At 35.6% G+C, this 12,574-nt stretch carries 7 protein-coding genes; 6 read left to right on the top strand and 1 reads right to left on the bottom strand.

Features of this window, described 5'->3' with window-relative positions:
- Nucleotides 1-722 precede the first annotated feature (722 nt).
- From BW942_RS15585 to gltB, 6 genes are all read left to right on the top strand, one after another.
- Nucleotides 723-1,052 (top strand): hypothetical protein, encoded by a 330-nt coding sequence (locus BW942_RS15585; RefSeq protein ID WP_000550734.1) that lies wholly within the window; start codon nt 723-725, stop codon nt 1,050-1,052.
- A 171-nt stretch (nt 1,053-1,223) separates the two neighbouring features.
- A complete protein-coding gene (locus tag BW942_RS15580) occupies nt 1,224-1,535 on the top strand; it encodes a hypothetical protein (RefSeq protein ID WP_002084620.1) in 312 nt (103 codons plus the stop codon).
- Nucleotides 1,536-1,770: 235 nt separating this feature from the next.
- Nucleotides 1,771-1,959, top strand: coding sequence for a hypothetical protein (locus BW942_RS15575; protein WP_000997321.1), 189 nt, complete (start codon nt 1,771-1,773; stop codon nt 1,957-1,959).
- A 95-nt stretch (nt 1,960-2,054) separates the two neighbouring features.
- Nucleotides 2,055-2,735: a rhomboid family intramembrane serine protease gene (locus tag BW942_RS15570; RefSeq protein WP_002081478.1), complete on the top strand. Its 681-nt coding sequence runs from the start codon at nt 2,055-2,057 to the stop codon at nt 2,733-2,735.
- A gap of 883 nt (nt 2,736-3,618) precedes the next feature.
- Nucleotides 3,619-4,944 carry a hypothetical protein gene (locus BW942_RS15565; RefSeq protein ID WP_000016317.1) on the top strand — a complete coding sequence of 442 codons (1,326 nt, stop codon included), beginning with the start codon at nt 3,619-3,621 and terminating at the stop codon, nt 4,942-4,944.
- Nucleotides 4,945-5,365: 421 nt separating this feature from the next.
- Nucleotides 5,366-9,862, top strand: a complete 4,497-nt coding sequence (gene gltB / locus BW942_RS15560) for a glutamate synthase large subunit (protein ID WP_082279652.1) — start codon at nt 5,366-5,368, stop codon at nt 9,860-9,862.
- Between the two features lie 985 nt (nt 9,863-10,847).
- On the opposite strand, the gene BW942_RS15555 is transcribed toward gltB, so the two are convergent.
- The gene (locus tag BW942_RS15555; protein ID WP_000291493.1) at nt 10,848-12,521 is read right to left on the bottom strand and encodes a TolC family protein; all 1,674 of its coding nucleotides are present in this window, start codon (nt 12,519-12,521) and stop codon (nt 10,848-10,850) included.
- Between the last annotated feature and the right edge of the window lie 53 nt (nt 12,522-12,574).

Raw genomic sequence — 12,574 nt, 5'->3', positions numbered from 1 at the left:
CGAAATTTAAGAGAACGGATTCACAAATTTTTTTTCTAAAAACAATACTTCCCATATTTGGCAGATCACCCGACGCAATCAAGTTCCTAAAAAATACGTTACATTGATCCGTTTACTGACTTGGTTGAAGCCTCTTTTTACAGTTAGAAAGTTGCAGTAGTTCCTGTATTTATTTTGAGTTTGTTCTACTCAAAACTATATAATAAAAGTGAGTTCGGTGTAAGGAACTCATGATTCTGAAAAAAGTTGGAATCTGAACTTTACAGATTGATTCTTTAAATGTGGGAACTACCACAAAACTTAGGTTTGTTTGTAAAATGATGTAGGAACTCATACTTTTAGAAATTTTTTTCTTACGTCGAACTCATATTGATCAAGTATCTAGTATTTTGTGTTGAAACAGGTTTTGTAATAATTACTATAAGTATCGATCGGTAATACTTCGAAGTTTTTAAATGATAGCTCTTTAGAAGTTTCTAATGAAATTTTGGAGTGCTGCTGGAACCGTCAATCTAGATATTTATTGCAGGCTTTCCGGTAGTTTTTATTAGTAATTTTTAGGTTTTGGAATAGATTCTGATATGAAAAAATTTAGTTTATAAAGGTTTTTATGAATAAAAACTTTGGCTAAGTTGCTAATTCGGATACATAAAAATAATGTTATGATAAGTTTGTTTTAAAATTTAGAATTCCCTTCAAAAAAGCTAACGACTTTGGATACTATGCATCTAAGTAATAAATATCATTCAATCCTAGAAAGACCTTACGAATATAAAATTGTAGGATTTAATTTTCAGGATGATTTAAATGATTTTCAAAATTCATTTATTGAGTTAACTCTGCAAAAAAAATCTGATATTAAGATATTAAAATTTTTGCAACCGTCTGGGATTCGAATTGAAGACGGATTTCCTTCTCCCACTGGCGGTTTATGCATTTTGGACATATCAGAAAGACAATGGGAAGGCAAACTGATTGAAGTGACTGATTTTGAATCTGGTCATGGTGCTATACATTTTTTTGCCAAATCGGTAGTAGAAAAATTATATTAGAGTTGTTGAAAATTCCATAATGGAATTTTCAAAATTACTTCAGTTGTCTATTTCGATGTAACGAAAACGGATGTAGAATTAATTTTTTAATAACCCTATTTTATAAAAAATTGAATTGATGAAAGGTGCGACTCATATCAGTATCAGCGAAATTGAGTTAAAAAACATTCTATGAATACTTATATCAAAAAATTAAAACATATACTTCCCATTTTTTTATTAATCTATGTTTTGAATCTGATTTTATTTTTGGGTGCACGTTGGTTGTTTACCATTCGATATGAAATTTTAGATATTAACGAGGAAATTTGGGACTTTGCACTACCTATAATTTTACCTTGGATACCTATATTGATATGGTTAAGACCTCGAATTGGAATTTTACGTTTTAAAAATGAGTACAGCAAAGGACCTTTTTACCTTCAACTTATTTCTGCGTTTACAATTACTGTTTCTCTTATGATTTCTCAAAGTTATTTATAATATTCAACAAATTGAAAGTGTTTCTAAGGCTCGTTATTATAAACTTATCAATTTTTCTGTCGATCCCTCCTTTGCTGGTGTTTCTGCTAATGTTACAGTTACAGGAAAATATAATGAAAACTTAAACTTAGAATTATTTATTGGGGTTCCCTTTTTACCAGAAGCTAAAAGTTTTAACGAAGAAGAATACAAATATTGGTATGGAGTTAAATTTAAAAAACAAATCAGTAATAACTTGAACGATGAAGAAAAAGAAAAGTTATATACAGATTTTTACGAAGAATCTATGGCGATTATGGAAAAATACGATTACCATTCTTTGGATCATTTTGAGCGTACGCCTACATCTGATGATAGAAAATATTTTTTACAAGCCGTTGAATCATCGATAAAACAAAACCAGACGAAAGTTACATTGTTTTAGAGCCGGTACAGGAAAAATTTGAAAACAAGAATGAAAATAAAATCGCTTGGTTTTTTTTGGCTTTCGGGATTGGGGTTGGAATTTTGTTGGTTTTAATGATATTTCCGAGTTATAAAGTAAATGATTCTGAAATATTATCACAAGAAGATGAAACGGAAAAAGATTCTTTGAGAGATATGTTGGAGTATTTGCTTCCTCGAGGCAATCACATGATTACTTCAATTTTATTAAATTTAAATATTTTAATTTTCTTAATAATGATTTTTTCAGGAGTTCATTTTTTTTATCCGGATGGACCTAGTTTGTTGGAATGGGGGGCAAATCGAAGAATTGAAACGTTAGCCGGCCAATGGTGGAGGCTTTTAACCAATGTATTTGTTCATGCTGGTTTCCCACATTTATTTTTTAATGGATTTGGTCTTATCATTTCAGCAATTTTCGTAGAGCCTATTCTTGGACGAATTCGATTTTTAATTCTTTATATTTTCTCTGGACTTTGTGGAAGTCTTGCTAGTATTGTATGGTATCCGAATACAATTAGTGTAGGGGCTTCCGGTGCAATTTTTGGACTTTACGGTGCGATCTTAGGACTTGTGCTAATGGATGCATTTCCCAGAGATGATAAAAAAAATGTTTTGATCATGATAGTAACGTTTATACTAACTGGTTTGCTTTGGGGATTGTTTGGTGGAATTGATAACGCTGCTCATATAGGAGGGCTTGTAAGTGGAACTCTTTCTGGAATCATTTTATTTCAATTTGGCAAAAAGGATTAAAGAAATGTGGATGATGGTTTTGTTAAATTTATGTTGTTTACGGATCCATCGTTTTTTTTTTTGAATAAATTGAATGTCCTTTAAGTGATTTTACGTAAAGATAGATAAGACAATTGTTGTGTTTAGATTATAAGTTTTCTTAAATTTAGGAATTAAATCTATCCATTTTAAGTAAAAGTAGGCTAAGTTATTTATTAATTAATTATATAGAATATTTTAATCTTCTAAATCTATATAAATTCATACTTTTAATTTTAAACGACCTGTCTTTATGGGTAGGAAAGATTTTGTAAGATTTATCAGTTGTTTATATAAAATGAATTTTTAATCTAATTACGGTTTTTAAAACAAAAATTTTATATACAGATTTGATTTGAAATTCTCTACCTTTGGATTTTATAACAATTTACAATCTATTATTATTTTTTGAAACGTTTGAATGATTGTGTTCTATAAAAATTCTTGCTACAAAATAATTTTAAAAACTTATTCCTTTAAAAAGTATTTTCTATTTTTGGAATTAGATTACTAATAAAATTGAGAATCTTAATTTTTATCACAAGACCCTATTCTAAAGCAAAATATAGTGTATTTTGTTATATAGTCATGAGTACAAAAACAGCTTTTAAAAAATAGGATTCAATTTACGTATTTGGCATCTGTTTGGTTGGTTTTTTAAACTCAGAATTTGTCGTTTGTTGCTAAAATCAAAAAACTTCGCACGTTGCTATTGTAAGGTGATCGTTTCACAAATTCCATCTTTTGGCTTTTCTTGTTCTTTACGAGTCGCTCGAAATGTCTTGAATTCCTGAAAAGTGAGTGAAAACTGTCCAATCAAAGCGTAAGTTCGTCTTGTTGAACTTAACAAACGCAAATTGATCCTATGTCCGGAAATGATAAAAAGATTCTAGAACAAAATTCTCACGGGGAATTTGAACTAACAGCTTACGGAGAATTCTTAAGTTATTTCCATACTCATATTCAACTTTTTAACGGTCTTATCTCTGGTAAGAAAATTTCTCCCACAGACCAGGAAGTTCTTAAACAAAAAGTACGTTCTTATATTGTAAGTAATATCCAAAAGACGGAACAATTTTTTGATCACCTGCCTAAGTTCGCAGAATTTCTAGGAATGTCCCAATCTGATCTTTCCGCGTTTATGACGAAAAACTTCATGAACACGCACGCTGGGATCAAAAACAAACTCATCGAACAGGAAAAGGCAAACATAGGTAAACCTAAAAAGAAAAGATATTCCCGCATTTCGGAAGAAATTTTGGAAACGATCGGAGAATTGGTTCCTCCAGGTAAAAGGTTTATCGGAATGGAAGGTTATGTAGTCCTTAGGGACGATGCGACTGGAAAAGATCTTGAACCTTCTATTTCTTCTTTCGGCGAAACACCTAAACAAACGAACGAGGAAAATACGCCGGGTGTCGTTAAAAAAACAGCACCACAAGCTTCTACCCCCGCCGTGCCTTTGAAAAAGCAGACTGAGAAATTGATTCTTACTGAGATCTTGGAAAAATTTGGTTCTGAATTTTCCGGAAAGGTTTTAGAATTAAAAAAGGAAGAGTTTGAGGAAGCGGAAATAACCAATCAAATTGCAGTTGGTGGTAACGAAGAATTGTTAACCGAAGTAGAGGATCTTCAATTTGAAGGTTTCGAAGAGCCTACTTTTTTAGAAGATACTTCGTTTGAACCGGAAGAGCCACCTGTGAATATTCCGTTTTCTAAATATATGGAAAGTATAAACCGTGTTCGACAGTTTCAAAAAGACGGTCAACCGGACGCATATAAAAAATGGGTGATGGCTCTTCCTCCGGAACTCAGTGCACTTGTTCAACTTCATTCTTTTGTTTTAAAGGAAATGAAAAACGAACCTTTGGATTGGAATTCTACTCTTTCCTCGATTTCTTCCCGAATGGGATTAACGGAGAAAAGACTTTGGAAGGTTTTAGATTTGACCCGTATTTTTGCCGAACTCAGGGCAGGTTTGGAGAAGGCTTTTGTATCTTCTAAAACTGCTGGTCCAGGAATGGAAGAACTTGTAAAAAAAGCCTGGCCTCATATTCTCAAAATCTTCGAAGAATACCCAAATACTTCTTCTTTGCACCAAAAGTTAGATCAACTTTTTAGTAAAATTCCGGATGCAACTCTGAGAAAAAAATTTTCCGATCTATTTCTTCCTCTTCTTCAAAAACTCTGATTTAGTTTTTTATTTCAGTTATAACTATTAGAATACATTCAAAATAGAATCTGATTTTAACTTTGTGAGAGTTCCCACATTTTTCAAAGTTTAACTGGTAAATCCACAATTTGTAATAGTTCCCACATTTTAGAGAAGGGAAATTTCCTTTTTAGATCTGGAACGGTGTTTTCAATTGTGTTATACTCAGGAGTGAGAAAATTTTTTGAAAAAGAAGGATCCAACGAAGAACGATAGTCCTGTTTGTATGGTAGAGTCCCGAAAGATTCTTATTTCAATCCAGTCTTTTAAAAGAATGTTTTCAATTTACTCAACTCTCAATTTATTGGCTGTAACTGGGGAATTTTGCTGAAATTTCGACCATAGACGAACCCGACGTAATATGGAAACCAGGGAAATTGGATGAAGAGGGATCTGGCAGATGAACGATCTAAAAGAACAATTACAACTTCAAAAGTATCTGGAAGAAAATGGACTCTATGAAAAGTCGTTTGAACATGATAACTGTGGAGTGGGATTTGTTGCTTCCTATCAGGGAGAAAACAGTCACAGAATTGTGTCTATGGGGCTTAAGGCTGTAGCTTGCCTGACACATAGAGGTGCGGTAGATGCAGATATGGTTACCGGAGACGGAGCCGGTATCATGATCCAGATTCCTAAAAAGTTATTTGCCACCTACATAGAAGAGATGGGTCACAGAAGACCTGATGAAGATTCCATCGGAGTAGGAATGATTTTTCTTCCTCGAGAAGATATAGATAAACAAGACATGTGTCGTAGTCTCGTAGAGTCCGCGCTCATGGAATTCAATTTTAAACTTTATGCATGGAGATACGTTCCAGTAAATCCGGAAGTACTCGGACCTAAGGCAAACCAGTCCAGACCTCAGATTGAGCAGGTTCTTATCGGCAAACCGGAAGGGATGTCGAACGAAGACTTCGAGACTAAACTATTTTTGATTCAGAAAAAATTGATGAGAGACGCGGATCGTCACTCTCTTGCGGGAGATCTTTATATTTGTTCTCTTTCGTCTGAAAGAATCGTTTTTAAAGGATTATTCAACGGAAATCAGGTTTCCCAGTTTTACGATGATTTAAATTCGGAAGAGATGGTTTCTCCTTATTGTATCTTTCACCAAAGATATTCTACAAATACGTTTCCTTCTTGGGCTTTAGCACAACCGTTTAGAATTTTAGCCCACAACGGTGAAATCAATACGATCGCTGGAAATAGAATCTGGATGCTTGCTCGGGAAGAAGAACTAGAATGTAAAAAATGGGGTGAATACCAAAAAGAAATTCATCCGATTATTCGTCCTCATATGAGCGATTCTGCAAGTTTAGACAATGCGATGGAAGCAATTGTCCGCTCTGGTAAGGATGTTCTACAAGCAAAAGCGATGCTCGTCCCCAATGCTTGGTCTAAAAACCTGACTATGTCGGAAGAGTTGAAAAGTTTTTACGAATATAATAATACTCTAATAGAGCCATGGGACGGACCCGCAGCGCTTGCGTTTGCAGAAGGGGATTGGATTGGGGGTGCTTTAGATAGAAACGGACTTCGTCCCGCACGTTATGCGGTTACGGAAGACGGTCTTTTGGTCATGGGTTCAGAAGCTGGACTTGTTCAAGTGGAAGAGGAACTCGTGATTAAAAAAGGACGTCTTGGTCCCGGAGAAATGATAGGAATCAATTTAAAAGAGAAAAAACTCTATTATAACGAAGATATTAACTCTCTTTTTGAAAAGAAATATGATTACAGAGAATGGTCTAAAGAGAACGTATCCTATCTCAATCAAGATTTAGATTCTTCTATCAATGAAACGATCACTTACAAGGGGGATGATCTAAGAAGAAGGCAGATCTTATTTGCTTATTCTCCTTTTAAACAAAAGTCAGTGATCAAACCACAGGCACATCAGGGAAAAGAAGCGATTAGTTCTATGGGAGACGATACTCCTCTTTCGATTTTGATGCTTTCTAGAATTGGTCTTTATACTTATTTTCGTCAGAGATTTGCTCAAGTAACCAATCCTCCAATCGATTATATGAGGGAAAAAGGTGTAACTTCTCTTTACACTCGTCTTGTTAAAAAGATGAATTTATTTGGAGACGAAAAACCTCAGAACTGTTTGGTGCTTTCTCATCCATATCTTACCAATTTGGATTTAAAAAGAATCCGAGAAATGGAAGGAAAGCCTTATAAAATTTTAACGTTAGACGCAACCTTTGAAGCGCATCTGGAAACGGAGGCAAGTCAAAGCAGAAATTATCTTGAAACCGCTTTGGATGCACTTTTGGATCAGGCTCTTAAGGCCGCTACTTCCGGAACGAATATTTTAATTCTTTCTGATAAGAAACTTTCAAAGGAAAGAGCTCCTATTCCGATGGAACTTGCATTGGCGGCGGTTCATAATCATTTAATTAGAAGCAAAACTCGTTCTGCAGTTTCTATTTTAGTAGAGACAGGATCTGCATTCGAAATTCATAATGTAGCAGTGTTGTTAGGTTATGGAGCTTCCGGAGTTAACAGTTATTTAATTTGGGACACGTTATTTGATCTTTGGGAAAAAGGAGAATTTGACGGAGAAGATGGAGCTCGTCCGGAATTTTATAAGATCTGTGGAAATTATCGCTACGGTGTAGACGATGGACTTCTTAAAATCATGTCTAAAATGGGAATTTCCATTCTATCTTCTTATGTAGGTGGTCAGGTTTTTGAAGCAATTGGTCTTTCTAGAACCCTTGTTTCTAAATATTTTCCCGGAACGTATTCCAGAATTTCTGGAATTGGAATCGGTGGAATCGAACAAAATATTCTCCGAAACCACGAACAAGCTTTTTATAAGGAAATCAATCCGGAAGACTTTATTTCTGAGAAGGACGATCAGCCTCACCGTTGGTCTCCTAGAGTTGTTAAGTTTTTAAGAAAAGCTGCTGTCGATAACGACTACGAAGCTTTTAAAGAAGCCACCAAAATTTTGAAAGAAAGTGATCCGATTAACATAAGGGATTTATTCGACTTCGTTGCTAAAAAACCGATTCCGATTGAGGAAGTGGAGACCGTCACTGAAATTCAAAAACGTTTTTTAACTCCGGGGATGTCTCATGGTGCGCTTTCGATTGAAGCTCATACGGATCTTGCGATCGCTATGAACCGGTTAGGTGCTAAGTCTTCTTCGGGAGAAGGTGGAGAAAATCCCTCTCGTTATGTTGTGAACGAAAAAGGGGATCTTGCTAATTCTTCCATCAAACAGATTGCTTCAGGTAGATTTGGAGTCACTTCCGAATATTTAAATTCTGCGACTGAGATAGAAATCAAAATCGCTCAAGGCGCAAAACCGGGAGAAGGTGGTCAGCTTCCAGGTAAGAAAAATAACGAAGAGATTGCAACGAATCGTCATACTCCGATGGGAATCGATTTGATTTCTCCTCCTCCTCATCATGATATTTATTCGATCGAGGATTTGTCTCAGCTCATCTACGATTTGAAGATGGCAAACCACAAGGCGCAAGTTTCCGTAAAACTCGTGTCCGAAGCGGGAGTGGGAACGATCGCAGCCGGTGTTGCTAAAGCAAACGCGGATGTAATTCTTATTTCTGGTCATGTTGGAGGAACGGGTGCGGCTCCGATTACCTCGATTAAGTATGCTGGTTCTCCTTGGGAACTGGGGCTTTCTGAAACACATCAAGTTTTAGTAATGAACGGTCTAAGGGATAGAGTTGTTCTCCGAACCGACGGTGGAATCGTTTCTGGAAGAGATGTGATCATTGCGGCTTGTTTAGGTGCGGAAGAATACGGGGTCGGAACTGCGTCCCTTGTCGCACTCGGTTGTATCATGGCTAGAAAGTGTCATTTGAACAATTGCCCTACGGGGATTGCGACCCAGGATATTAAATTTCGTGCAAAATACAAAGGATCTCCGGATCAACTTGTGAATCTGTTCACTTGTCTTGCTTTGGAAGTAAGAGAGTATCTTGCGGAGCTCGGATTTAGATCTATCGACGAGATCATTGGAAGAACCGATTTATTAAAACAAATTACACGTTATGAAAGGGATCGTTTGGATTCTCTCGATCTCAATCCGATTTTGGTTCGTTTGCCTTTGTTTTACGATCCTACAAAACAGAAAAAAGACAGATCGATTCGCAAGGAGCCAGTCGGAGAAGTTTTGGATGATCGCATTATCAAGGACGCAGAAAAAGCGCTCGAAGGAAAATCTTCTATGGCTCTTTCGTACTTGGTGCGCAATACGAACAGAACCGTAGGAGCTAAGATTTCCGGTTTGATCGCTAGAAAATATGGTTCTAAGGGGCTACCAGGAAAGTTAGAAATCATTTTGGAAGGAACCGCAGGACAATCTTTGGGAGCTTGGCTTGTTAAGGGAGTTCAGATCACCTTACACGGAGATGCAAATGATTACGTTGGTAAAGGTCTTTGTGGTGGTGTGATCGTAATCAAAAAACATCGTAAGTCTAAGTTCAAAGCCTATGAAAATACAATTATAGGGAACACTTGTCTTTATGGTGCAACTTCCGGAAAACTTTTTTGTTCCGGAAGAGCCGGAGAACGTTTTGGAGTTCGTAATTCTGGAGCCGAAGCGGTTGTAGGCGGAGCCGGAGATCACTTCCTTGAATATATGACCAGCGGAACTATTGTTTGTCTTGGAAGTGTCGGTAAAAACATGGGAGCTGGTATGACTGGGGGAACTGCGTATTTCTTTCAGAAGGGATGGGACATTCAACCTCTTCTCAACAAAGAATATGTGAGGACCGTAGATTTAGAAAACGTAGATTACGAGATCATCAAAAATCTAATCTCTGAACATTCTAAATTGACCAGTTCTGACCTTTCTGAAGGAATTTTAAAGGATTTCGAAGCGAACAAAAATTATTTCGTAAAAGTTGTTCCGAAATAAAAACTTTAAAGTTGGTTTTGTTTTTCAAGTTAAGAGGTGTGAGTTTTAAAACTCACACCTCTTTTTTATAATAGTTACGACATTTTAATAATCTTTTGAGTATTTAACTTCGTTGAAAATCGGATAGTTTAAATTCTTTCGTTTTTTGCAGATAGTGCACTGCTATAATTTAACGTGATTCAGAGTAAGGAAATAGAGGATGAATCCGGGGACCGCGCTTTCAGCTCCAGTCAATTAAATTGTATGAAAGAAACATAATGCAATATATTGTCTTGAATTACAATTGATTATAAAACGCGGATGAGCGACTCAGAAAACTCAGCGAATACCTCTAAAAATCGGCATTCAATTTAGGAAGCGTTTTATTGAGTTCAAGAAGCGAGACGTTGGTTTTAAAGAGCGTTTTGCTAAAAGTCTCCCGACGGCTTCAATCACTTTCGTATTGGATTTCGCCGAACTCACGTTAATTTAGTTATAACGTTATAAAATTGGAAAGAACTTCATTGTAGAGTTTTATTGAATACAACTTTAAAGTGTTGGTTACAAATTTATGAAATAACTAAAACCATTTGGGAAATCAGAATCGTAGTTTTGGGAAATCGAATATTCAATACATCAAATCAATGTAGGAACTATTACGAAAACTTAATAATATTACTGATCTCCATAAAATTGAGTACCGTTAATTTTATCACAAAACACTGATTCCATGCAAAATATTAGGTATTTTATTATATAGTTATGAGTAAAACTGTTTGAAAGTTCGCAAATTGCTAAATGCGACTTAATTTGTAGAAACTACTACATTTTATTAAGAATTTCTAAAAAATTATCGCATAAAATTCTTTGAGATTTTGGAACAAGTTCCAAGTAACTTGAGTTCGACATAATGAATCCGCCGAACTCACGTTAAATAAAAAAGAACTTTTGAGATCAATGAACTTGGATCAACTATCAACTTAAAAAAGAAGTAGAACCGGAAGATTTATTTTTCGGAAGTTTCCGTAGAAGATTTGGATTGTGCAATATCCACCATCTTCATCAGTCGATCGATGATGTCATTTACGTTCACGCCGAACCTTTCGAAGATATGATTTTTTGCCAATTCATAGCGAAGAATGTCTATGTTCAGTTGAATTTTTGCCTGGGTAACTTGTAATTCAGATTGAATTACGTTGTCTAAGGCGTTTTTAACCGCGACCGCGGTAAATCTTCCCTGACGAAAACGTTCGGAAAGACCTTTGTAGAATTTATTTGCTTCTTCCTTTCTTTTTTTAGCACCTTCGAAAATATCTTTATCGGCAACGATGGCAGCATAACGATTTTCTAATTCTTCTTTGATGGAAAGTTTTAACTCAGCTTCTTTTTTTTCTAGATTCTGTACGTCTAATTTTGCGTTTCGAATATCTGCCTTGATCCCTTTATCCCAAAGAGGATAAGAAAATTGAAAAGCCGCGTATGCTTCCGGATATTTAAAAGAGGCGACTCCTCTATTTCCATCCGTGAGATTTTGTTGAGGAGAAACAATATTTTGTCCTCTTGTAGAATAGGCCCCTGAAAGTTTTAAAGAAGGCATGTCTTCTGCTTCTTTGATCTTAAGATTTAATTCTGCGATTTCCCTTTGTTTGCGAAGATTTTTTAGATCGGTTCTATGATCAAGTGCGTAGATATAATCCTTTTCCACGTTAAAATCTAAAGGAACGTTTTCTTGAAGATCAGTAACACCTTCGATTTTAGAAGAAGGATCCGCGTTTAAAATCCGAATTAAATTTCTTTCTGCTTCTTTACGAGACACTTTAGCTTTTTCTAAATTACCTGCTGTTTGAGAAAGAATAGAATTCCATAGATTGACTTCAAAACCTTCCGAAAGCCCTAAGTTTCGTTTTCTAACGGTCAAATCTCTGATGTTTCTAGTATTGGATTCTAAATCTTGCAGCGTTTTTACGTTCGAGTCGTAGATATTTAAACTCCAATATTGAATCAATGTTTGTGCTACAAGCTGCGAAAGTACATAAATCAATTCTTCTCTTTTGATTACAGTATTTTGTCTTAAAATGGCTTCTCTTTCTTTCTGAGTTTTTCCAAAACTATACTTTAAGATTTCCTGGCTTAAAGTGATGGTCAAAGCGCCTGTATATAAAGGAGGAATTGCAAGCGCCGCTAAGTTGGAAGGAGTTGTGGACGGGTTTTCGAAAGCGCTCGTATCAAAACGAGTAGTACTTGCTTCTAATTTTGCATACGTTCCAGTTCTAAAATTTTTCTCAATTCCGACGCTTAATTTATCTTGGCTTTGTTTGGTTCCGGCAAAGATGTTATTTCTATTGGCAGGGAGAGTTGTCCTGAAAACGGTAATTCCACCGATTAGATTCCAAGTAAATTGGGATTCGTTTTTAAGTTCTCCACCGTCCGCTTTTACATATTCCATTTTAGCGTTTTGGATTGTAATATTCTTTTCAAGAACATAATTGACTGCGTCTTTTAAAGTCAGTCTCAATATTTTTTTGGAGTCACCTAAATTTTCAACGGGAGATTTTTTATTCTCTTCTAAAACAGTTTCTTCCGGAAGTATGTCCTCACTCCAAGTAGGCTGAATCATCGTGAGTAGAATGGTTCCGAAAACGAGAAATTTTTCTAATGTCCTTTTCTTTTTGTAATACATACAAGTGCCTACTGAATGGACATGGTTGAATGTAGGAAGTTTTTTAGAAATCG

The sequence above is a fragment of the Leptospira interrogans genome, assembly GCF_900156205.1.
GTDB classification, from domain to species: Bacteria; Spirochaetota; Leptospiria; order Leptospirales; family Leptospiraceae; genus Leptospira; species Leptospira interrogans.
The sequence above is the reverse complement of the archived record's forward strand: the minus strand, read 5'-3'. Positions and strand labels throughout refer to the sequence as shown.

What these genes read in the sequence shown, in the direction of transcription:
- BW942_RS15585 (WP_000550734.1), top strand. Translation starts at nt 723, where the DNA reads ATGCATCTAAGTAATAAATATCATTCAATCCTAGAAAGACCTTACGAA.
- BW942_RS15580 (WP_002084620.1), top strand. Translation starts at nt 1,224, where the DNA reads ATGAATACTTATATCAAAAAATTAAAACATATACTTCCCATTTTTTTA.
- BW942_RS15570 (WP_002081478.1), top strand. Translation starts at nt 2,055, where the DNA reads ATGATATTTCCGAGTTATAAAGTAAATGATTCTGAAATATTATCACAA.
- BW942_RS15565 (WP_000016317.1), top strand. Translation starts at nt 3,619, where the DNA reads ATGTCCGGAAATGATAAAAAGATTCTAGAACAAAATTCTCACGGGGAA.
- gltB (WP_082279652.1), top strand. Translation starts at nt 5,366, where the DNA reads ATGAACGATCTAAAAGAACAATTACAACTTCAAAAGTATCTGGAAGAA.
- BW942_RS15555 (WP_000291493.1), bottom strand. Translation starts at nt 12,521, where the DNA reads ATGTATTACAAAAAGAAAAGGACATTAGAAAAATTTCTCGTTTTCGGA.